We start from the raw sequence: 22,905 nt of genomic DNA on the forward strand, positions 1-22,905 counted from the left end.
GAAACGCCCGGTCCCATTCCGAACCCGGAAGCTAAGACCCACAGCGCCGATGGTACTGCACCCGGGAGGGTGTGGGAGAGTAGGACACCGCCGGACATAACATTAGTAGGGCCCTGACAAACACTGTCAGGGCCCTACCACTTTAACCACCACCAGCGCCCACCCGCGGCGGCTCCGGCACCAACCCCGCCCGCCCTCCCCAGGGACGACCGCCCACGCGTCCGGCCCGGGAGCGGCCAGAAGTGAGCGGGCGTCGGCGAAGACACCACCACAAGTGGGAGAGCATCCAGGCAAACACCGCAGGAACTGGGAGAGCGTGCCAGCGAGGGGTTCCACAGCGGGGAATCTAAAGGATCACCGGCCGCCGGAAGGGCCGCAAACCCCCCAAAATCCGGTGATTAACCTCAAAAAGTCGCGGAAACACGCGGAATTTGCGGTCCTCGACCGCCCAAGCTGGTAAGTTTTCGAACAGTGGCTTGTGCGCATGCCGCGTAGAGGCTCCAGAATCATGATCGTCCAGGAGGACATAAATGGCTAAGAACCGTAGTGAACTTGTTGCAGAGGTAGCGGGCAAGGCCGGCACCAGCCAGGCAGCCGTCAACTCCGTCCTCGACGCACTGTTCGAGGTTTTCGAGACTTCCGTCGCCGCGGGCGAGAAGATCACCATCCCGGGCTGGCTCGCCGTCGAGCGTACCGACCGTGCAGCTCGCACCGGCCGCAACCCGCAGACGGGTGAGACCATCCAGATCGCAGCAGGCCACAGCGTCAAGCTGACCGCCGGCTCCAAGCTGAAGGCTGCGGTCTCCAACAAGAAGTAGGCAACTTTTTCTCGGTCCGCCATCCTAGCGGCGGGCCGGAGAGAAAAGGGGCGGCAACCATACGGTTGCCGCCCCTTTGCGTGCGCCCTGCCCTTTGATCGGCAGATTCGCGGCCCGGGCAGGCGTAGCGGACAATGGAATGGTGTCTTCTGCCGCAAAATCCCAATCCACCACACCCCTGCCCGCCGGCAAAGGCGGACGGGCACCGGGCGGTGATGCCCTGGGTGTCTCCATCCCATGGCAGCTCGCGGGACTGGCAACCCTGTTCCTGGGCCTGACGGCGGCCCTCATCTTTTCCGGCGCCGCTGCCACCCGCGGCGTAGCGGATCCAGGCGCCTTGGTCCGATGGGGACTTCCCGTCAGCAAGGCCCTCCACAACATTTCACTGGCGACGGTCATCGGCGGCCTGGTCTTCGCCGTCGGTATCCTGCCGAGGAACCTGGCCCCCTGTAGCAGGGGCAGGGCCGACGGCAACGAAGGTCCGGAGCACCCCGCCTTCAGCAGGGCCCTGGCGGCAGCGGCGGCCGCCGGCGCAGCCTGGACGCTCTCGGCCATCGCAGTCCTGGTCCTCACCTATGCGGACGTGGCCGGCCAGGGCCTGTCAGGTGACGCAGAGTTCACCCAGGCCCTCGTGTACTTCATGACCGAAATCGAAACCGGCCGCGCCTGGCTGGCGGTCACCATTATCGCGGCAGTGGTAACCACAGCCCTGTTCGGCGTCAGGTCTCTTGGGGGACTTGGGCTCACGCTCATCCTGGCACTGGTAGGGCTCGTGCCCACAGCCCTGATCGGACACTCCTCCAGCTCTTCGGACCACGAGGGCGCCATCAACTCCCTGGGCCTGCACCTGGTGGGCGTCAGCACCTGGGTGGGCGGCATCATCATGCTGGCCCTGCTCTCAGGCATCCTGACCGGCGCCAAGGCAGGGGCCGCCGGAGACATCACCGAGGCCACGCTCAGGAGGTTCTCCAGCCTCGCCGGGTTCGCCTTCGTGCTGGTGCTCGCCTCCGGCGTCATCAACGCGAGCATCCGCATCACCACCTGGGCCGACCTCTTCGGGTCCGCGTACGGGCAGCTGATCCTGGCCAAGACCGCCGCCACGCTCGTGCTGGGCGGAATCGGCTTCATGCACCGCCAGTGGGTTATCCCGCAGCTGGGCCGCCAGGGCAACACCATGTCGTCCCGGCGGGTGCTCTGGCAGCTGGTCCTCGCAGAGCTCCTGGTGATGGGCGCAACATCCGGCGTCGCCGTCGCACTGGGCCGTTCGGCTCCGCCGCAGCCCACCACGTACGCGCCGGACGCCTCGCCCGCTTTCATCCTCACCGGCTACGAACTTCCCCCGGAGCTCACGCCGGAGCGCTGGCTGACGGAATGGCGGCTGGACTGGCTGTGGATCGCCGTCGCGCTGTTTGGCCTGGTGTCCTACTTCCTGGGCGTTGCCAAAATCCACCGCCGCGGCGACTCGTGGCAGTGGTTCCGGTCGGTCAACTGGGTGATCGGCCTGCTGGTGCTGACCTACATCACCTCCGGTCCGCCGTCGGTCTACGGCCGCATACTGTTCTCCGCGCACATGGTGGACCACATGGCACTGACCATGGTGGCCCCCATCTTCCTGGTGCTGGGCGCCCCGGTTACCCTCGCGCTCCGCGCCCTGCAGCCCCGTGGCGACGGTAGTCGCGGTGCCCGTGAGTGGATCCTGGTCTTCATACACTCGAAGTTCTCGCAGGTGGTCACCCACCCCCTCTTCGCGGCGGCCAACTTCGCCGGCTCGATTGTGCTGTTTTACTATTCGGACCTGTTCGGCTTCGCGATGCGCGAGCACGTGGGCCACGAGCTGATGATCGTGCACTTCCTGCTGACCGGCTACATTTTCATCCTGACCATGATCGGCACGGACCCGCTGCCCCGCCGTGCGCCCTATCCGCTGCGGCTGCTCCTCCTGCTGGCCACCATGGGCTTCCATGCCTTCTTCGGCGTCGCCATCATGGGCGGGGACAACCTTTTGGCCGCCGACTACTTCGGCAACCTGGGCCGGGCCTGGGGAGACTCCGCGCTGGTGGACCAGCAGAAGGGCGGCGCAGTGGCCTGGGGGATCGGCGAGGTGCCCACCCTCCTGGTCGCGATCGGCGTCGCCATCATGTGGTCCCGTTCCGACGCACGGGAGACCAAGCGGGTGGACCGGGCAGCGGACAGGAATAACGACGCCGATCTCACCGCTTACAACGATATGTTTGCCAAATTGGCCGAACGCGACGCCAAGCTGGCTGACCGCAACAAGCTGGAAGGACGCTGATGAGCGAAACCGTACGCACCCACGCCCGGGTCCGCGCCTCTGAACTGGTGGGCCGCAACTGGTTGAACACCGGTGGCAAAACGCTGGACCTTGAGGCCCTCCGCGGCAAGATCGTGCTGCTGGACTTCTGGACATTCTGCTGCATCAACTGCCTGCACGTGCTGGACGAGCTGCGTCCGCTGGAGGAGGAGTACTCGGACGTCCTGGTGACCGTCGGCGTCCACTCACCCAAGTTCGAGCACGAGGCAGACCCCGTGGCCCTTGCCGCGGCGGTGGAGCGCTACGAAATCCACCACCCGGTCCTCGACGATCCGGAGCTGGACACTTGGAAGGCCTACACCGCCCGCGCCTGGCCCACCCTGGTGGTCATCGACCCTGAGGGCTACATCGTGGCGCACCTTTCGGGTGAAGGCCACGCGGACGGCCTGGCAGTGCTGATCCCCGAGCTCATCGCCGAGCACGAGGCCAAGGGCACCCTCCACCGCGGCTCCGGCCCCTACGTGGCGCCCGAACCGACGTCCGGCACCCTGCGGTTCCCCGGCAAGGCGCTCTTCCTTCCCGCCGGCCGCGGCTCCGGTGCGGATGAGGCGTCCGACGGCGGCCCGGCAGCAGGTGCCGCGGTGAAGGATGCTGCTGAAAAGGGTTCCTGGCTGGTCACCGACACCGGGCACCACCGGGTTGTGGAACTCGGCACCGATTTCAGGACGGTCCTGGCCACATTCGGTTCCGGCACCAAGGGCTATGCTGATGGCCCGGCGGCCGGCGACACTGCCACCGCGCAGTTCAACGAACCCCAGGGCCTGGTCCTGCTGCCGGAGGATGTGGCAGCGAAGGTTGGCTACGACGTCGTGATTGCCGACTCCGTCAACCACCGCCTGCGCGGGCTGTCCCTCACGGACGGCAAGGCCTCCACGCTGGCCGGCAATGGTGTCCAGCGCCTGCTGGAGGCCGGACCGGCCCGCGTGGACGAGGACGCGGCCGGATTCACCGGCCGGTTGAGCGAGCATCCCCTCGAGGTGTCGCTTAGCTCCCCCTGGGACCTGGTGTGGTCGCGCAAGCTGAATGCCGTGGTGATCGCCATGGCCGGCACCCACCAGATCTTCAGCTTCGATCCCGTATCCGGCGAAGTGGACATCATTGCCGGCAACGGCCTGGAGGGGCTCCTGGACGGTCCCGCCCACGAGGCCTGGTTTGCGCAGCCCTCCGGCGTGGCCGAGGACGCCGACGGCAACATCTGGGTGGCTGACTCCGAAACGTCGGCGCTCCGGAAGCTGGTGATTGATGACGCCGGCACCATCACCGTGGAGTCCGCCGTGGGTAAGGGCCTGTTCGATTTCGGCTTCCGGGACGGTCCTGCCGCCGAAGCCCGCCTGCAGCACCCGCTGGGCGTGACAGTCCTCCCCGACGGCTCGGTGGCGATTGCCGACACGTACAACGGTGCCGTGCGCCGCTACGACCCGTCGGCAGGAACGGTCTCAACCCTGGCGCGGGGCCTCCTGGAACCCTCCGACGTTATTGTGGACCACACCCAGTCCGCCGGTTCCGAGCCGCTGCTTGTAGTGGTGGAGGCCAACCAGCATCAGCTGGTGTACGTCCCCATCCCCAAGGAAGCGCAGCAGGTGGACGAGGGCGCGGCCCAGACGCACCGGCCCAAGAGTCCGGTAGCGCCCGGCCCGCTGGAGCTGACAGTCCGGTTCACCGCCCCCACCGGGCAGAAGCTGGACGACCGCTGGGGCGATCCCACGCAGCTGAAGATCTCCTCCACCCCGCCCGAGCTCCTGGTGTCCGGCGGCGGAACCTCCGTGGGGCTGCTCCGCACCGTGGAGCTCTCATCCGAGATTCCGGAGGGTGTGCTGCACCTTACCGCCCGCGCTGCCGCCTGTGACGGCCCGGAGACCGAGGACGGCGAGATCCCGGACCACGCCGCCTGCCACCTGTACCAGCAGGACTGGGGCATCCCGGTGGTCCTGCAGGCCGACGGCGACACCGAGTTGGTCCTGGACCTGCGCGGCATGGACTGACGGGACCTGCCGCCAAAGTGGCCCGGTTTTCGCTCCGAAAGAGTGGAAACCGGGCCACTTTTGTTGCGCTTTGCAGCAAAAACCGGGCCAGAGTGGGCGCCCCCGGTATCCACATAGCAGCGGCCGTACCTCCCCGAAGCCAGGAACTGCAGGCATGGTGGCCAGATGGATGCAACAGAGATCCTTCGCGCCGCCGGGGGAGTTCTGCTGAGGCGTGACGTGCTGGCCGCCGGTGCCAGGGATGTGGATTTGCGGCGGGCGGTTCGGGACGGCAACGTGCTACGGCTGGAGCGCGGATTGCTGGCTGTGGCCGATGCTGAGTCGGATCTGGTGGAGGCTGGGCGTGCACGGGGGCTCTTGACGTGCGTGTCCGCGGCGCCGATGTACAGACTTTGGCAACTCAAGGCACCTCCGATGCCCCATTACTGGCACAGCAACGGTCGAAGCTCGGTGCGGTGCGTGAGCCACCGACTGGCATTGACGCAGGTGCCCCGCCACCGGACGCTCGCGGCACTTCCTGATGTACTGCTCCACGCACTGCTGTGCCTGCCCGAACTCGAGTCATTGGTGATGGTGGAGTGTGCCTACAACCGCGGAGACATTGACCTGTCTAACCTCCTCCGCCACCTGAACGGCAGGCGCTGTGGTAGGGCCCGGCACGTATTGTCCAAGGTTGAACATGGCGCAGACTCCCTCCTGGAAACCCTGGCCCGGGTGCTGTTTCGTGACGCCGGCATCACTACGGAAACCCAAGTATGGATTCCCGGGATAGGGCGGGTTGATTTCCTGCTGGAGGGTTTCCTGATCGTGTAGATTGATGGGCTTGCCTTCCACCTGGAGGCACGGCAGTTCAAGAAGGACCGGCGCCGCGACAACTCGGCCATACGGCAGGGAATGCCCGTGCTCCGGTTCTTCTACGATGACGTGGTTCATGCGCCCGAAGGCGTCCTGTCACAGGTCCGGGAGGTGCTGGCACGGGGTTCGCTGCGATGGCCGCAACCAAACCGGCCCACTTATTAGGTCAGTGCGGCTTGAGGCAGCAGGTGCAATCACGGTAAACCGGCTAAAACTGGGCCAGTGTGGCGCAGGACCAGAAAAAGGAGCTAGAAGCTCAGCATCGGGGTGACTTTGACCGCGTCACCGGAGACGTCCAGGCGCGTGGTGAAGCTGAAGTCCACCTCTGCCTCGAGGGGATACCAGATGCCGGTGAAGGAGTTCTGCTGGAGCGCCTCCACCTTGGCCTTGCCATCCAGCGGGGCCACCACCCAGCGTCCGTCGAAGGGTTCGATGGAGACGTTGGGATACTCCGTGACGGTCCACTTGATGGTGCCGTCCTGCACCCGGTTGTTGCTGGCGTAGTAGAACGGGCAGTCCGGCTGCAACTTCTGTTCCTTGGCCGCTTCCGCAGCACAACCGTCCAAGAACTCCTTGACTTTGTCCGCCACGTCTTCCTTCAGCTTGCCCGTTGCCTGGGTCAGCAGGTTGAGCGGTGCCACGGGAACGTCGCGGGCCGTCACGGTGGCCCGGGTGGCGGGAGCGGAGAAGTACTGGCCGTTCAGGGCGGCCTCGTACTCACCGGGGTAGAAGACGGCGAACGAGTTCCGGCCGTTGGGCATGTTCACCGGGACGCCGTTGACGTTGGCCTGGTTGCCGTTGACCACGGTGATGTCCAGCGTGGGCAGCCGGGTGGGGACGAACGCCCACGTGTTGAAGAAGATCCATTCCGTGCCGGTTTTCTCCAGCAGGAATTCGGTACTGAGCCGGCTGCCGTCAATCGTGTATTCCATCGGCACCACCACCTGGTCGCCCGGGCGTTCCTGCGGTTCGCCGATCTCCACGTTGGCGAGCCGGGACGCAGCGGTCTGCAGCCCGGTCCCGTCCAGCATTGCGGCATTGCTTGGCGGCACGGTGGCGCGCAGCAGTCCCAGCGCCTTGCCGCCGTCCCCGTCCTGCAGGGCGTCCAGATACTCGCGGACCGGCTGCTGCGGGCTCGCCACGGTGTTGTTCACCAGGTTCACGGCAACGATGGCTCCGGCCACGGCAAGCATGAGGCCCAGCAGCCATCCGGCCGCTATCCTCACCAACGCTTGACTCATCTGCACGTTCCTTACAGTAACGTTAGTGCGAACGCACACTAAAGTTGGTGTCTCCCCTACTTGGGGCGGAAACGTGAGTGAATCGTCCGACGACGGCGTGCGGCACAGCCGGTCCGGGCGCCGTGGAAAGCGCTGTGGTCAGCGGCGGCGGCGCCGGGATGACGTGCCGAAGACGCCCCTCAACAGTTCACGGCCCAGCTGGGTACCGACAGACCTGGCCATGCTCTTCAGGCCGCCGCCGAGTGCGCCGCCCAGGACCGCGCCCAGGTCGTCCATCATCCCGCCTCCCGGCTGGGGCTGCGGCTGCCTGCGGGGAGCCTCGCCACGGGTCTCGCCCCGGCGCGGCGCGGTTTTGCTGCTGGTCCTGCTGCTCGGCCTGCCCAGGATCTCCTCCTCGATGCGGCGGGCCTCCTCATCGAGGTCCAGCGGGCCGGGAACTTCCGCTGCCGGACCACTGGGTGCGGCGGCCTTGCCGGTCAACTTCTCGTAGGCGGAGGGTTTGTCCACGGCCGTCCCGTACTTCGGCAGCAGGGCGGACCCGGCCACCGTGCTTCGGACCAGGGCCCCCACGCTGGGTCCCATGACGGACTCCGGCGCGCGCAGGCGGGTATGGGCCACCGGCGTGGGGGCGCCTTTGTCATTCATGACGGTGATGACGGCTTCGCCGATGCCGGCGGACGTCAGGGTTTCCTCAAGGTCGTAGTCGCTGACCGGGAACGTGGACACGGTGGCCTTCAGGGCCTTGGCGTCCTCCGGGGTAAAGGCCCGCAGGGCGTGCTGCACCCGGTTGGCCAGCTGGCCCAGGACGTCGGCCGGAACGTCCTTGGGGGTCTGGGTGACGAAGAAGATGCCCACGCCCTTGGACCGGATGAGCCGGACGGTGGTGGTGATTGCCTCCAGGAAGGCCTTGGACGCCCCGTTGAACAGCAGGTGGGCCTCGTCAAGGAAGAACACGAGCTTGGGCTTGTCCAGGTCGCCGGCCTCGGGGAGGTCCTCAAAGATATCGGCCAGCAGCCACATCAGGAACGTGGAGAACAACATGGGCTTGGTCTGCAGCGTGGGCAGCTCCAGGCAGGTGATCACGCCCCGGCCGTCCGGGGCGGTGCGGAGCAGCTCGGCGGTATCGAACTCCGGTTCGCCGAAGAATTTCTCGAGCCCCTGCGCTTCCAGGTTCACCAGTTCCCGCAGGATCACGCCGGCGGTGGCTTTGGACAGCCCGCCGAGCTCCTCCAGCTGGTCCTTGCCCTCGGCGGAGGTGAGGAACTGGATGACTGCCCTCAGGTCCTTGAGGTCGATCAGTTCCAGGCCGTTATTGTCCGCAAAGTAGAACACCAGCTGCAGGCTGGACTCCTGGGTGTCGTTCAGTTCCATGATGCGGGAGAGCAGGATGGGGCCGAAGGACGACACCGTGGCGCGGACCGGGACGCCGTTGCCGTCACCGCCGAGTGCCAGGAATTCGACAGGGAACACCCGGCCCTGCCAGGGCTGGCCGATGCTTTCGGTGCGCGCGGTGAGCTTTTCGCTGCCCGTTGCCGCCGTGGCCAGCCCGGAAAGGTCGCCCTTGATGTCCGCCAGGAACACGGGGACGCCGGCCGTGGACAGCTGCTCGGCCATCATGTGCAGGGTGACGGTCTTGCCGGTGCCGGTTGCCCCTGCCACCAGCCCGTGCCGGTTCATCATGGCCAGCGGCAGCCGCACCGGAGCGTCCTTGTGAAGCTCGCCGTCGATGATGGCGGCCCCCAGTTCGATGGTGGCCCCTTCCAAGGCGTAGCCCTTCTGGATGGTGGCAAGCTTCTCTGCTGTGGTTTTCTTGGCCATGGCGCAAGCATAGCGGCGGCCGGTGCGGGCGCCGCGGAGGGCGGCAGCGTCGGGCTGCAGCTCCGGCGGGGATCACTCGTAGGAAGGCCGGTGCCATTCCTGGTCGGCGGGCATCCTGCCGATACTCCAGGCGGAGACTTTCCGAAGGTCGACCCTTGTTGCCTGCAGGCGAACCTTCCGGCCCCCGGTCACAAGCACCGGTCCCAGAAAATGAAGGTACGGATCCTGCTCCGGTTTCTGTTCATTCAAGGTTGAAGCCTCCGAATCGAAGGCGTTGGCGATGTCCGGGCTGCCAACCCGGATCTGATCATTCTGCCGCCGCTCCCAGGCCTGCTCCGACACCACGGACCCCGAGATGACGGTGCCGTCGACTACAACAGTGAGCTCAAGGGTTGCGTCGGTGTCGACTCGAACGGTCCGGGCCAACAGCTGCACCAGGCGCCTGTCGATGCCATATGTACTTTCGGCCATTCCCCGACCCTTCATGGCTTTGAACCTGGATCCACTCCCAACAACAGCTTAGGCCGGGCGCCTGCTCTGCGCATGGGCTAGTGCAGCGCTGAAACCAAGTAGTAGCTTTGCCTGGCGGCTCCAGAAAACGAGTACTTGAAGGGCAAAGTCAGGTGGCCAATTACGCGTGTTCTCCGCGTGGGTTGGAACTTACCTTTAGTGCAGGCAGCGGCCAGAGTGGGCCGCCCGATGGTCTTAACAGGAGCTCACATGCGCACATCCCCCAGCAAATCTGTCCTCTCCCGCCGCCTTGCAGCAGCTGTCGTCCTGCCGGGCCTGCTGACAAGCAGCCTCATCCTGATCCAACCCGCGGCGGCCGGCACCTCCTCCAACGACGCGATCTGCAACGGTGTGGTCAACCAGCAGGCGCACAGGGGAGGCATCCAGGCAAACCTGCTCAAGGCAGCCGCAAAGAAGAACGCGGACGCCATCGCAAAGCTGGAGGCCGAGAAGCTCCAGCTCGAGAACCAGGAAACCGGGCTCAAGGGCGAGGTTGCAGCGGCAGATAAGGCGATCTCCGATCTCGAAGCCCAGGAAAAGCAACTGGCAGCCGACGAGGCTGCAACGCAGGCCGAAGTGGAAAGGCTGAACCAGGAGCGAGCCAAGACGGCGGCGGCGATCGTGGACGCGGAGGCAGCGCTGGCTGGGCTGCAGGAACAGAAAGCCGACGTTGAAAGTGAGCTTTCACCGCTGCAGGAGGATTTCGAGGCCGCTAAGGCAGCGGCGGACCACCTGAAGAGCCGGCTGGCCGCAGTTGTTGCAGATCAGCAGGCCAACAGCGAGGAGCTCAACGCGGCACAAGCCGAGCTGGATACACTCAAGCTGGCTGCCGCCAACGCCGCTGGTGCCTTGACCGCCAAAGAGACCCAAATTGAACAGGCCCAGGGCGAACTGCAGACGCTGACCGCCCAGGCGGAGGAAGCTGCGTCCGCTGTTACCTCCGCACTGCAGGATGTCGCGGACGCCCACGAAAGACTGACGGCGCTTGAGGCGGACAGCGCTACAGCAGCCGACACGCTTCAGACGGCGAGGGATCAGCTTGCGGCGGCGGAACAGACCCTGGCCGAACTGGAGTCGGCAGCGACGGCCGCGGATACGGCGGTCAGTGACAACAAGTCCCAGATCAGTGCAGCTCAGCTTGAACTGGCTGGGCTGCAGACCGCCGCGACCAATGCAACCGCAGCCCTCACCGCCCAAAACGACGACATCGCCGATGCCGAGCGAGACTTGGTCGCTTTGCAGGCTGATGCGGTGGCGGCGGCGAAAGCGGTGGATGACAACGCGGCGAAGATTGCAACCGCCAACACGGCGATCACCACGCTGCAGGGCCAGATCAACGCGCTCAACACGACCATTGCAGCCAAGCAGTCCCAGCTGAAAACGGCGCAGAACGAGCTGACGGCCCTGACGACCACCAAGGACGCGCTAACGGCAGAAATCGCGGACCTTAACCGGCAGATCGACGCAATCAGCGGCAACTCGCAGCGCAAGCGGGACCTGATCGCCCTCCGCGACGCGAAGCAGGGCGAGCTCAATACGGTCACCACCCAGATCGCCGACAAGAACGTGCAGATTTCGGGCCTCAAGGGCGACCTTAAGGCACTTCAAACCCAAGTGGACGCGCTGAATGCCCAGCTTCTCACCAAGCAAGAGGAGAGCAGCGCACTGCAGCAGAAAGTGGCACCGCTGCAAGAGGTGCTCGACATTGCGAACGATGCCGTCTCTGCAGAGCAAGCCGAGATCGAAGCGCTGAATGCCCAACTGCCCGGGCTCCAGGACGCGGTGACCTCTGCCAACAACGCTGTTGTCGAAAAGCAAGGTCAACTCAGTGACCTGCGGGCGGGACTGCCTGCTCTTGAGAAGGATGCCACCGACGCAGCAGAGGCCGTGGCAGCTCAGCAGAAGGTTGTTACCGACCTTGAGGATGCCCTGCCCTCGCTGGTATCCGGGGTAGTTGAAGCCCAACAGGCCGTTACCGACCAGAAGAACGTCCTCGCGGCCAAGCAGGACACGTTGACTGACGCCAACGAAACTTTGGCCGCAGCCACGGAGGCTGCCGAGTCCAAGGAAGACGAGATCCTGGACCTGCAGGCCGGCTTGCCCGCCCTCGAGTCAGCCCTGACGGCAGCGAATGCACTGGTGGCTGACAAGACAGCCCAGATTGACAGCATCAATCTGATCGCGGGGAATCTGGCCGGGAAGGTAACCGACCTGAACACCCAGATCACGGCCAAGGAAGCGGAAATTCTGGTGCTGCAGTCCCGGGTCGCACCCCTGCTCAAGCAGCTCAACCAGTTCAAGGACGAGATCACGGCAGCTGAGGCAAACCTGGCTGCTTTGCAGAGCCAGTTGACCAATCTGGACGCGCAGGTTACCGCCGCGCAGGCAAAACTTCGCGAGCTGCAGGGCCAGAAGGGGGCAAAGAAGGATGTTGTGGAGGCGCAGAAGGCCGTCGTGACGGGCCTGACAGCCAACCTCGGCGACGTTCAAAGGCAGATCGCAGCCATTGACGGAACGATCGCGCTGGGAGGCTGCGCCGTCTAAGCCGGGTGGAAGCCGGCGCCCAACGACGTGCGCCGCAAGGAGGGGACCAGCTCGCCACGAGCTGGTCCCCTCTTGTACGTAAGCGGGCGTCAGCCAAGGGCCTTGATGACTTCCTTGGCCACGTCCTCGCTGGACTGCGGGTTCTGCCCGGTGATGAGGTTGCCGTCGCGGACCACGTTGGAGCTCCAGGCCGGACCGTTCTCAATGACGGCGCCCTTCTCCTTCAACGCGTCCTCCACCAGCCATGGAGTGTTCTCGCCCGTGCCGCCGCCCAGCTCCTCCTCATTGCTGAATACGGTGAGGCGGCGGCCCTTAAACGTGAACGCGCCGTCGTCGTCCGCCGCACTCAGCAGCCCGGCCGGACCATGGCAGAACGGCGCAATAATCTTGCCGTCCGTGTCGGCGGCAGCCAGGAGCCTGCCAAGGTCGGGGTCCTTGTACAGGTCCGCCATGGGCCCGTGCCCGCCGGGCAGCACCACGGCGTCATAGCCGGAAGGGTCGACGCCGGCCAGCACCAGCGGCTGCGACAGCTCGCCGTCGATCGCCTCAAGGTAGTCCCGGAAGCTTTTCGCCCGATCCTCGCCGCCAGCGGAGTCCGCCGCCAGGCTGACCTGGTCCACCGTGGGTTTGCGGCCACCGGGCGTGGCGATATGGATGGTGTGCCCGGCGTCGAGCAGGGTTTGGTGGGCCACTACCAGCTCCTCCGCCCAAAAGCCGGTGGGGTGCTCGCTGCCGTCCTTCATGGTGAGGGAGTCGGCTGCCGAGACAACCATCAGGATGTTTGCCATGGTGTTTCTCCTGTCTGTTCCACTTGGTTGCTTAGGGGCGGCAACCTCGTCAGTGTGCTGGGTATTCCGCACATCACAGAAATAAGCCGGGGCCCGCCGTCGTTATGCCAGACGTGCCCGCCGCGACCCGACGGGCAAAACTACGCAACGCTTCGAAAGGCCGGCACCCACGTGACCCTCCCGCTCTCCATCCTCGACCTGGCAACCATCGGCAAAGGCCAGACGGCGGCGGAGAGTTTCGCAGGCAGCGTGGCCATGGCGCAGAGCGCGGAACGGCTGGGATACCGGCGGGTCTGGTACGCCGAGCACCACAACATGTCCTCCATCGCCTCGTCAGCCACCAGTGTGCTGATCGCCCACGTGGCCGCCCACACCGAGAGCATCAGGCTCGGCGCCGGCGGCATCATGCTGCCCAACCACTCGCCGCTGACCATCGCCGAGCAGTTCGGGACCCTCGAAACCCTCCACCCCGGCCGAATCGACCTCGGCCTGGGCCGGGCGCCCGGCAGCGACCAGAACACCATGCGGGCCCTCCGCCGGGATCCGATGTCCGCGGACAGCTTCCCCCAGGACGTCCTGGAACTGCAGGGCTACCTCACCGGCCCCACCCGCATCCAGGGCGTGGAAGCCACCCCGGGCAAGGGCACCAATGTTCCGCTCTACATCCTGGGCTCCTCCCTGTTCGGTGCCCGGCTGGCAGCACAGCTCGGCCTGCCCTACGCCTTCGCCTCGCACTTCGCCCCGACTGCGCTGCAGGACGCCGTCGCCATCTACCGGCGGGAGTTCAAGCCGTCGGCCCAGCTGGACGCGCCGCATGTTATCGCTGGGGTGAACGTCATCGCCGCCGATTCCGCATCCGAGGCGCAGGCAATGCTGCAGGCAACCAAGCGCGCCAGGGTTTCCTTGTTCTTCGGTGGGGGACGCGAGTTCACCGATGACGAGGCAGACATGATCCTCGACTCGCCCCAGGGCCAGCACGTCTCGCAGATGATGACCTACTCCGCGGTGGGCACGCCCGACGTCGTCCTGGACTATTTGGACAGCTTCGGCAGGCATGCCGACGCCGATGAGCTCATCGTGGCCCACCAGAGCCCCGGCACTGAGGAGCGGTTGCGCTCCGTCGAACTGCTGGCCCAGGCGGCCGGGCTCGCGCGGGTGTGACGGCCGCCCACTGGACGCGGTGGGAGGCAGGACGTAGAGCCTGCTACCGTGACGCGCGGAAGATCTCCGGCGCGGGGCGGGTTCCGGTGGCCAGGTCTGCGAGGATCCGGCCGATCACGGGCGTGAACTTGAAGCCGTGCCCGGAGAAGCCTGCGCCGATCACCACGGGTCCGATCCGGTCCAGAATGAAGTCCTCGTCAGGGGTGGTGGTGTAGGTGCAGCTGACGGCCTCGAAGGAATCCGCGTCCACCCCCGGCAGCCACGTCCGGGCGTAGTCCTGCAGCGCTGCGAGCTGCACGGGCTCGGGCTGGAAGGACCGCATGTCCGGATCCACTACGGGCCCCGTGCCGTGCCAGCCGGCCTTGACTCCCTCGCCGGGCGTCAGCATCCCGTACACGGGGGAGTACCAGCCCTGGTAATCCGCGCCAGTGCCGGGGTAGTGGTTGAAGCCGGGCCAGACAGCGCCCTCGTCCGCAATCCGGAAGTGCAGGGGCTGCTCTTGGGTGACGGTGAGCCGCGGAATCCGAAGTGCGCCGCCGGCAATGCCCAGCAGCTTCCCCGTCCACCCGCCCGCAGTCACTATCACCTGGGCGGCGGTGACCGTCTCGCTACCGGACGCCGACTCAAGAACCAGCCGGACGCCGTCGTCCATCACCTGGAAGTCCACCACCTTGGTGTACTGCCGGATGTCGGCGCCCCGCGCAACGGCCAGCCGCTGGAAGGCGGGAAGCGCGGCTTCCGGGTTGAGCTGGCCGCCGTCTGGCATGTGCAGGACCTGCTGGTCGAAGCGAATGCCGCGCCACCGCTCGGCCGCTTCCTCGAGGGGGAGGAATTCGGCGCGGATGCCCGCCTGCGTGAGGGCACCGGCAACCTCGGGCAGCAGCGGCTCGGGGCCGTGGGTTACGATGCCAGTGCGTTCCAGCAGCTGTTCGCCGCTTTCCTGCTCAAGGTCATCCCACAGGGCGAGGCTTTCGGCCAGCATGGCCACATACTCGGGCCGGTGGTAGCCCGGGTTGAGGTTCCGGGTGCTGCCGTGCGATGCGCCGATAGCGTGCCCGGGCCCGAACTGCTCCACCAGCGTCACCTGGCGGCCACGGCGCGACAACGCCCACGCGGCGGCCGAGCCCATGGCCCCGCCGCCTATCACCACGGTGTCAAGGGTGGTTCCCATCAGTCTTCTCCCATCATGTAAGCAGCAGCGCGACGCCGATCATCGCAGGCACAGCCACCACGGTGGTAATCAGCACGGTGTCCTTTGCCACTGTAAGTCCCGTCTTGTACCGGCTGGCGGCCACGAAGACGTTCTGGGCGGTGGGCAGCGCCGAGATGACGACGACGGCGAACAGAGCGTGCCCTTCCATCCCCATCGCGAAGCGGGCGAAGAAGTAGGCCAGGGCCGGTTGCACGGCCAGCTTGAAACCGCTGGCGAGCAGGGTGTCCACTCGGCGTGCCGATGACGCCTGGAGCGGCCGGCTCCCGTTGAGGCTCATGCCGAACGCGATCAGCATGGCCGGGATGGCAGCCCCGCCAATCAGGTGGATCGGTTCCATGACCAGCTCCGGGACCTTGAATCCCGTGCCGGCAACCAGCAGTCCAAGCGCGGAACCCACGATCATCGGGTTCCGCAGGATCATGAAGATGAAGCTCAGGGGAGTGGTGCGGTGGGAACTGGTGCTCGAGTCCAGGATCAGCAGGAACAGCGGGGTGAAGAAGGCGAGCTGGAAGATCAGCAGCGGGGCCACATAGCTCGCGTCCCCCAGGACGTAGACGGCGATGGGGATGCCGAGGTTCGCGGAGTTGACCAGCGAGGCAGCCATGGAGGACATTAGGGACTCCGGCAGCGAACGTTTTAGCCAGAATTTGGCGAGCGTGAAGAAGAGCGCCGCCGTGGCGATGGCAGCAACAGCCGTGACCAGCAGGGGAGCGGCGAACACTTCCTGCAGGCGGGCCTTGCTCAGAGTTTCGAAGAGCAGCGCGGGGCTGGCCACGAAGAAGGTGAGGGAGCTCAGCACCGGCCGGGCGTTGTCCCCAAGTACCTTCTGCCGGCCTACGAACCAGCCCACCAGGATGATGCACCACACCACAAAGAAACCCGCCAGCACTCCTAGCAATGAAGAACCTGCGGAGTGCGGCGGGGCAGCGTACCGGAGACCACGCTCCGGTTAGAAGTCGGCGTTGTTGAGTGCGAACGGCGGACGCAGGAGGCCGGGGGTGATGCCCTCGGCGGGATCGTTGCCGAGTTGGACCACCTTGTTGTTGGCGTCCACATGGACCACCTTGGGCTCGTAGGCCCTGGCTTCCTCGGTGGTCATCTGCGCGTAAGTAATCAGGATGACGAGATCGTTTTCGTGCATCAGGTGCGCCGCAGCGCCATTGATGCCGATGACGCCGGAACCGCGCTCGCCGGCGATGGTGTACGTCTCCAGCCGTGAACCGTTGGTGATGTCCACAATCGAGACAAGCTCGCCGGGGAGGATGTCGGCAGCCTCCAGCAGGTCCAGGTCAACGGTGACTGAACCCACGTAGTGCAGGTCAGCGTGCGTGACGGTGGCCCGGTGGATTTTCGACTTGAACATTGTTCGATTCATAACGGCACCAGTCTAGCGCCGGCCGCGATCCGTCGCAGTGACGCAGGGAACACTCCCGGCACCAGCTTACGACGACGGCGGCGGGTCACCCGGCGTCGTTCGCCGCGATGGCGGCAGCGGCCGCGGCGAGGGTCTCCCTCGCGGCGAGGATGGCGGGCCGCTTGGCGCTGGAACGGCGTACCGAGGTGAACACCGTGCGGTGCGGCTTGCCGGGCAGCTCCAGCAGTTTGGCGGTGGTGCCCCGGCCCGTCCACACCAGGTCCGGCATCAGGGCCACGGCGTTGCCGGACTCAATGAGCCGGATCTGCGCCTGCAGGTCGGCGGTTTCAAAGCGCACGTCCGGTTCAAAGCCTGCGCTGCGGCAGGCCTGCTCCGCCCAGTGGCGCGACGCTGCCCCCCGCGGCTCCATGACCCAGGCGAGCTCCGCCGTGTCCTCGATCCCGCGGATGGCGGGGCCGCCGTCGGACTCCGGCGGGACGGCAAGCCGGATGGCGTCCGTGGTCAGCTTGACCCGGTCGAGCTCAGGGTAGCGCGGGGCGGCATGCCCTGGATATTGCTCGGCGATGACAAGGTCGAAGTCCCGCGCCCAGGTCTCATGGAGCGCGGTTTCCGGCTCGCGCTGGATCATCTCGATCCGCACCTCGGGATAGGCAGCGGACATCCGGGTCAGCGTGTCCGGCATCAGCGCCAGTGCCGCGGACTGGAACACTGCGATCCGTACGGTTCCCGTGACGGTGGTCAGGGATGCCGCCAGGTCGGCCTCCGCCTGTTCCATGGTTTCCAGCAGCTGCGCGGTGTGCGCCACCAGCACCTCCGCCTGCGGCGTCAGCTGCACCCGCCGGCCGGTCTTGCGGAGCAGTTCCACGCCCACCTCCTTCTCCAGGAGGGCCAGCTGCTGCGATACCGACGACGGGCTGTACTGGAGTGCATCCGCCACCTCGGCCAGTGTCCCGCGGATGCTCAATTCACGGAGCAGCCGGAGCCGGCGGACGTCGAGCATGAGCAAATCCTTACCGAAACTAACGAATATAGGTTAGAAGTAGTCACTTTATCTAATGCAAGCAGCCTTGCATACTGTTGTGATCGAGTTTCCCCCGTCACAGCCATTTCTTGGCGTGCCGCGGCGGGGTCGCACCCCAAGCAGGAGTTCCTGATGAGCACTAGAGATATGAGCCAGTCGATCATGCGGCGCAAGCCGATTGACGACATTGAGGAAGAAAACAAGCACAGTGGCCTGTTCAAGTCACTCGGGCTGTGGCAGCTCACCGCCATCGGCGTAGGTGGCATCATCGGTGTCGGCATTTTCTCGCTGGCAGGCCTCGTGGCTGCCGGCAGCGAAGGAACACCCGGGGTGGGGCCCGCGGTGCTGATCTCGTTCCTGGTTGCCGGTCTGGCCTCCGCGGCCGCGGCGCTGTCCTACGCCGAGTTTGCGGGCATGATCCCGCGCGCCGGCTCCGCCTACACCTACGGCTACGTGGCGCTGGGGGAAGTTGTCGGCTGGTTCATCGGCTGGGACCTGCTGCTGGAATACATTGCCATCGTGGCCGTGGTGGCCATCGGCATCTCCGGCTACTTTGACGCCTTCCTCTCCGGCATCGGCATCAACATGCCCGCCTGGATGACCTCGACGGCGGACGAGGGCAAGGGGGGCATCGTCAACATCCCCGCCATCCTGGTCTGCCTCCTGGTCACCTGGATCCTCTCCCGCGGCACTAAGGCCTTCGGGCGGTTCGAACTCGTCGCCGTGGCCATCAAGGTGGTCCTGATCCTCTTCATCATCGGCCTGGGCGTCTTCTACATCGATACCAACAACTACAACCCGTTTATGCCCAGCGGCTTCGGCCCGGTCCTGGCCGGCGCGGCCACGGTCTTCTTCGCCGTCTTCGGCTATGACGCCATGAGCACCGCCGCCGAGGAAGCCACCGACGGCAAGAAGCACATGCCCAAGGCCATCATCCTGTCCCTCATCATCGCCATGCTGCTCTACGTGGCCGCCACCCTGGTCCTGACCGGCATGCAGAACTACAAGGACATCGACCCCACCGCCGGCTTCGCCTCGGCATTCACCGGGGTTGGCCTGCCGGTGATCGCCACCATCATCTCCGTGTTCGCGGTGCTGTCCATCCTCACCGTGATGCTCACCTTCCTCCTGGGCGTTACCCGCGTGTGGTTCGCCATGAGCCGCGACGGCCTGCTGCCGGGTTGGTTCTCCAAGACGGACCGGCACGGCACACCGCAGCGGGTCACCTGGATTGCCGGCATCGCTTCTGCCTTCCTGGCCGGCGTCTTCCCGATCAAGGAGGTCGCGGACCTCACCAACATCGGCATCCTGGCCGCGTTCGTCGTCGTCTGCTTCTCGGTGATCATCTTCCGCTACAAGCGCCCCGATGCCCCGCGGACCTTCCGCCTGCCGCTGATGCCGGTCATCCCGGCCTTCGGTGTCCTGGCATCCGCCTTCTTGATGTTCCAGCTGCACTGGGAAACCTGGCTGCGGTTCGGCGTCTGGCTGGTCATCGGCCTGGCCATCTACTTCTTCTATGGCCGCAGGCACTCCCTGATGAACCCGGACAGTCCGCGGCACGAGGAGCTCGTGGAGATGCACAGCCCCCTCCGCTGACCCTCTCCCACTTTTTGCGCCTTGTCCCGGGACGCTCTCGCACTTTCGGCCCCTTTTAGACAAACCCTCCTGCACATCATGTGCGGGAGGGTTTGCCGTTTTGCCGCGAAAGGTGGGAGAGCGTTTGAGGTTTGAGCGCAGGAGGTGAGAGAGGGTTTTAGGAAAGCGCCTGGTCACGGTTCGGGGACGCAGAAACTTCAGCTTTTCTAACCTGTATTGCTTAGAAAACATCGCTTTATCTTATGTGAACACAGGCGCATACTGGTGGATAAGACCACTCCGAACCCCCAGGAAAGAACGAGAAAAGCCATGACCCACGTAGCAATGGAGCCGGCAGTTGCCGCCGGTGTTGCGCCGCAGACTGTCGACGTCGATGTCCCACAGGCCAAGGCCCTGGCGAACGACGCAGTGGCCCTGGTCCGCCGCTGGCTGACCGAGGCCGCCAAGGTTCCGGTCGATGCTTCCGCAGAGCAGCTCGCCGGAGTTCTCAAGGACCCCAACGGCCTGGAATTCACGGTTGGCTTCGTGGACGGCGTGGTCCGCCCCGAAGATTTGAACGTCGCCGCCCGCAACCTGGCCAAGCTTGCCCCCAAGGTTCCGGCATTCCTGCCCTGGTACATGCGCAGCGCGGTGGCGGTGGGCGGCACCATGGCTCCCGTCCTGCCGCAGGTTGTCATCCCCGTCGCCCGCAAGGTCCTCCGCGAGATGGTGGGCCACCTGATCGTGGACGCCACTGACGCCAAGCTGGGCCCGGCCATCGCCAAGATCAGGAAGGACGGCATCAAGCTCAACGTCAACCTCCTTGGCGAGGCAGTCCTGGGCGAGCACGAGGCATCGCGCCGGCTCGAAGGCACCCACACCCTGCTGGCCCGCCCGGACGTGGACTACGTGTCCATCAAGGTTTCCTCCACTGTGGCCCCGCACTCCGCCTGGGCCTTCGACGAAGCCGTGGAGCACGTCGTCGAGAAGCTCACTCCGCTGTTCCAGCGGGCCAATTCCTTTGCCGCGGGCGGCGGGAAGGCCAAGTTCATCAACCTGGACATGGAGGAGTACAAGGACCTGGACATGACCATCGCGGTCTTCACCCGGATCCTGGACAAGCCAGAGTTCAAGAACCTCGAGGCCGGCATCGTGCTCCAGGCCTACCTGCCGGACGCCCTCTCCGCAATGATCCGGCTGCAGGACTGGGCAGCCGAACGCCGCGCAAACGGTGGCGCCGCCATCAAGGTCCGCGTGGTCAAGGGCGCCAACCTGCCGATGGAGCAGGTGGAGGCCTCCCTGCATGACTGGCCGCTGGCCACCTGGGGCAGCAAGCAGGACTCTGACACCAGCTACAAGAGCGTCATCAACTACTCGCTGCACCCCGAGCGGGTCAAGAACATCCGGATCGGCGTCGCCGGCCACAACCTGTTCGACATCGCCTTCGCCTGGCTCCTGGCCAAGCAGCGCGGGGTGGAATCGGGCATCGAATTCGAAATGCTCCTGGGCATGGCCCAGGGCCAGGCGGAGGCCGTCAAGAAGGACGTCGGTTCGCTGCTGCTCTACACCCCCGTGGTGCACCCGTCCGAGTTCGACGTCGCCATCGCCTACCTGATCCGCCGCCTCGAAGAGGGCGCCAGCCAGGACAACTTCATGTCCGCGGTGTTCGAGCTGAGCGAGAACGAGGCCCTGTTCGAACGGGAAAAGCAGCGCTTCCTGTCCTCGCTGGAAGCCCTGGACAACAGCGTGCCGCCGGCCAACCGCCAGCAGAACCGCAACCTTCCGCCCACCCCAATGCCGCACACCGGCTTCCGGAACACCCCGGACACCGACCCGTCCCTGCCCTCGAACCGTGACTGGGGCCGGGCCATCCTGGACCGCATCCCGTCCTCCACCCTCGGCAACGCCTCCGTGGCCGCCGCGTCCATCAAGGACGAAGCCACCCTCAATACGGTGATCGCCACCGCCGTCGAAAAGGGCAAGGCCTGGGGCGAGCTCTCCGGGGACGAGCGCGCGGAGATCCTGCACCGCGCGGGCGACGTCCTCGAAGCCCGCCGCGCCGACCTGCTCGAGGTCATGGCCAGCGAAACCGGCAAGACCATCGACCAGGGTGACCCCGAGGTCAGCGAGGCAGTGGACTTCGCCCACTTCTACGCCGAGTCCGCACGCAAGCTGGACAAGGTCGACGGCGCCACGTTCGTTCCTGCCAAGCTCACCGTGGTGACCCCGCCATGGAACTTCCCGGTCGCTATCCCGGCAGGGTCCACCCTGGCGGCACTCGCCGCCGGTTCCGCCGTCGTCATCAAGCCCGCCAAGCAGGCCGCCCGCAGCGGGGCCGTGATGGTCGAGGCCCTCTGGGAAGCAGGCGTTCCCCGCGACGTGCTGACGATGGTGCAGCTGGGCGAGCGGGAGCTGGGCAAGCAGCTCATCTCCCACCCGGCCGTTGACCGGGTCATCCTCACCGGCGGCTACGAGACCGCCGAGCTGTTCCGCTCCTTCCGCAAGGACCTGCCGCTCCTGGCCGAAACCAGTGGCAAGAACGCCATCATCGTCACCCCCAGCGCGGACCTGGACCTGGCCGCCAAGGACGTGGCCTACTCCGCGTTCGGCCACGCCGGCCAGAAGTGCTCTGCCGCGTCCCTGGTGATCCTGGTGGGTTCGGTGGCCAAGTCCAAGCGCTTCCACAACCAGCTGGTCGACGCCGTCACCTCACTGAAGGTGGGCTACCCGCAGGATCCCACCAGCCAGATGGGCCCCATTATCGAGCCAGCCAACGGCAAGCTCCTGAACGCCCTGACCACCCTGGGCGAGGGCGAGAACTGGGCAGTCGAGCCGAAGAAGCTGGACGAGACCGGAAAGCTGTGGAGCCCGGGCGTGCGCTACGGCGTCAAGCGCGGTTCCTACTTCCACCTGACCGAGTTCTTCGGCCCGGTCCTGGGCGTGATGACCGCGGACACCCTCGAGGAAGCCATCGCCATCCAGAACCAGATCGAATACGGCCTCACCGCCGGCCTGCACTCCCTCAACTCCGAGGAACTCGGCATCTGGCTGGACTCCATCCAGGCCGGCAACCTGTACGTCAACCGCGGCATCACCGGCGCCATCGTGCAGCGCCAGCCGTTCGGCGGCTGGAAGAAGTCCGCAGTGGGCGCCGGCACCAAGGCGGGCGGCCCCAACTACCTGGCCGGCCTGGGGGACTGGACCCCGGCACGCAGCACGGCCACGGCTTCCGTCACCCACCCGGGTGTCCGCCGCATCATCAACGCCGCAGGCGCCGCCCTGGAGCCTGCCGAGCTGGAATCCGTCCAGCGTGCCTTGGCGTCCGACGCCGAGGCCTGGGCGGAGGAGTTCGGTACCGCCAAGGACGTGTCCGGTCTGAGCGCGGAACGCAACATCTTCCGCTACCGCAGCCTGCCCGTCACCATCCGCCTGTCCGAAGGGGCGCCGCTCGCCGACCTCGTCCGGACCGTGGCAGCCGGTGTCCTGGCCGGATCGGAGCTCACAGTGTCCACCGCCGTCGAACTGCCCGCCCAGCTGCGCCCGGTGCTTACCGCGCTGGACATCGATGTGACGGTGGAGTCCGACGCCGGCTGGCTGGCTTCCGCAGGACGCCTCGCATCCGCGGGCAAGCTGTCCGGAGCGCGCGTCCGGCTGATCGGCGGGGACGCATCC

Annotated in this window: 17 protein-coding genes and 1 rRNA gene; 10 read left to right on the plus strand and 8 right to left on the minus strand. The window is 66.0% G+C overall.

The features are described 5' to 3' along the window. The 6 genes from rrf to AC5RTT_RS14195 form a co-directional block, all read left to right on the plus strand. Positions 1-96, plus strand: a 5S ribosomal RNA gene (gene rrf / locus AC5RTT_RS14170); the annotation flags it as partial. A 434-nt stretch (positions 97-530) separates the two neighbouring features. Further along, positions 531-818: an HU family DNA-binding protein gene (locus tag AC5RTT_RS14175; protein ID WP_009358243.1), complete on the plus strand. Its 288-nt coding sequence runs from the start codon at positions 531-533 to the stop codon at positions 816-818. A gap of 139 nt (positions 819-957) precedes the next feature. Then, the gene (locus tag AC5RTT_RS14180; protein WP_494145732.1) at positions 958-3,111 is read left to right on the plus strand and encodes a bifunctional copper resistance protein CopD/cytochrome c oxidase assembly protein; all 2,154 of its coding nucleotides are present in this window, start codon (positions 958-960) and stop codon (positions 3,109-3,111) included. After that, positions 3,111-5,132, plus strand: coding sequence for an NHL domain-containing thioredoxin family protein (locus AC5RTT_RS14185; protein ID WP_494145733.1), 2,022 nt, complete (start codon positions 3,111-3,113; stop codon positions 5,130-5,132). The genes AC5RTT_RS14180 and AC5RTT_RS14185 overlap by 1 nt, the downstream gene beginning before the upstream one ends. Positions 5,133-5,297: 165 nt before the next feature. Continuing rightward, positions 5,298-5,945 carry a type IV toxin-antitoxin system AbiEi family antitoxin domain-containing protein gene (locus tag AC5RTT_RS14190; RefSeq protein WP_494145734.1) on the plus strand — a complete coding sequence of 216 codons (648 nt, stop codon included), beginning with the start codon at positions 5,298-5,300 and terminating at the stop codon, positions 5,943-5,945. A gap of 21 nt (positions 5,946-5,966) precedes the next feature. Continuing rightward, positions 5,967-6,152, plus strand: a complete 186-nt coding sequence (locus AC5RTT_RS14195) for a DUF559 domain-containing protein (protein ID WP_494145746.1) — start codon at positions 5,967-5,969, stop codon at positions 6,150-6,152. Between the two features lie 83 nt (positions 6,153-6,235). On the opposite strand, the gene AC5RTT_RS14200 is transcribed toward AC5RTT_RS14195, so the two are convergent. The 3 genes from AC5RTT_RS14200 to AC5RTT_RS14210 form a co-directional block, all read right to left on the minus strand. Next, positions 6,236-7,228, minus strand: a complete 993-nt coding sequence (locus AC5RTT_RS14200) for a hypothetical protein (RefSeq protein ID WP_494145735.1) — start codon at positions 7,226-7,228, stop codon at positions 6,236-6,238. A gap of 138 nt (positions 7,229-7,366) precedes the next feature. Then, positions 7,367-9,046 carry a helicase HerA-like domain-containing protein gene (locus tag AC5RTT_RS14205; RefSeq protein ID WP_494145736.1) on the minus strand — a complete coding sequence of 560 codons (1,680 nt, stop codon included), beginning with the start codon at positions 9,044-9,046 and terminating at the stop codon, positions 7,367-7,369. Positions 9,047-9,118: 72 nt separating this feature from the next. Continuing rightward, on the minus strand, positions 9,119-9,517 hold the full coding sequence (locus tag AC5RTT_RS14210) for a GvpU-like protein (protein WP_494145737.1): 399 nt from the start codon (positions 9,515-9,517) through the stop codon (positions 9,119-9,121). 249 nt (positions 9,518-9,766) lie between these two features. On the opposite strand from AC5RTT_RS14210, the gene AC5RTT_RS14215 reads away from it, so the two are divergent. Then, positions 9,767-12,100, plus strand: a complete 2,334-nt coding sequence (locus tag AC5RTT_RS14215) for a coiled-coil domain-containing protein (protein WP_494145738.1) — start codon at positions 9,767-9,769, stop codon at positions 12,098-12,100. Between the two features lie 89 nt (positions 12,101-12,189). Here AC5RTT_RS14215 and AC5RTT_RS14220 read toward each other — a convergent pair whose 3' ends face one another. Continuing rightward, entirely contained in the window at positions 12,190-12,888 is a 699-nt protein-coding gene (locus tag AC5RTT_RS14220) for a type 1 glutamine amidotransferase domain-containing protein (RefSeq protein ID WP_494145739.1), read from the minus strand. Between the two features lie 171 nt (positions 12,889-13,059). On the opposite strand from AC5RTT_RS14220, the gene AC5RTT_RS14225 reads away from it, so the two are divergent. Then, positions 13,060-14,049 carry an LLM class flavin-dependent oxidoreductase gene (locus AC5RTT_RS14225; RefSeq protein ID WP_494145740.1) on the plus strand — a complete coding sequence of 330 codons (990 nt, stop codon included), beginning with the start codon at positions 13,060-13,062 and terminating at the stop codon, positions 14,047-14,049. Positions 14,050-14,092: 43 nt separating this feature from the next. On the opposite strand, the gene AC5RTT_RS14230 is transcribed toward AC5RTT_RS14225, so the two are convergent. The 4 genes from AC5RTT_RS14230 to AC5RTT_RS14245 form a co-directional block, all read right to left on the minus strand. Then, a complete protein-coding gene (locus tag AC5RTT_RS14230) occupies positions 14,093-15,220 on the minus strand; it encodes an FAD-dependent oxidoreductase (RefSeq protein ID WP_494145741.1) in 1,128 nt (375 codons plus the stop codon). Positions 15,221-15,233: 13 nt separating this feature from the next. Further along, on the minus strand, positions 15,234-16,160 hold the full coding sequence (locus tag AC5RTT_RS14235; RefSeq protein WP_494145742.1) for an AEC family transporter: 927 nt from the start codon (positions 16,158-16,160) through the stop codon (positions 15,234-15,236). A 51-nt stretch (positions 16,161-16,211) separates the two neighbouring features. Beyond that, positions 16,212-16,637 carry an aspartate 1-decarboxylase gene (panD, locus tag AC5RTT_RS14240; protein ID WP_494009890.1) on the minus strand — a complete coding sequence of 142 codons (426 nt, stop codon included), beginning with the start codon at positions 16,635-16,637 and terminating at the stop codon, positions 16,212-16,214. Between the two features lie 85 nt (positions 16,638-16,722). Next, positions 16,723-17,637: a LysR substrate-binding domain-containing protein gene (locus tag AC5RTT_RS14245; protein WP_494145743.1), complete on the minus strand. Its 915-nt coding sequence runs from the start codon at positions 17,635-17,637 to the stop codon at positions 16,723-16,725. Between the two features lie 153 nt (positions 17,638-17,790). Here AC5RTT_RS14245 and AC5RTT_RS14250 point away from each other — a divergent pair, with 153 nt between their 5' ends. Further along, positions 17,791-19,254 carry an amino acid permease gene (locus tag AC5RTT_RS14250; protein WP_494145744.1) on the plus strand — a complete coding sequence of 488 codons (1,464 nt, stop codon included), beginning with the start codon at positions 17,791-17,793 and terminating at the stop codon, positions 19,252-19,254. A gap of 309 nt (positions 19,255-19,563) precedes the next feature. After that, the coding region (locus AC5RTT_RS14255; RefSeq protein ID WP_494145745.1) for a bifunctional proline dehydrogenase/L-glutamate gamma-semialdehyde dehydrogenase at positions 19,564-22,905 on the plus strand (3,342 nt) is incomplete at its 3' end.

The organism is Arthrobacter sp. Y3221157 (assembly GCF_059089865.1).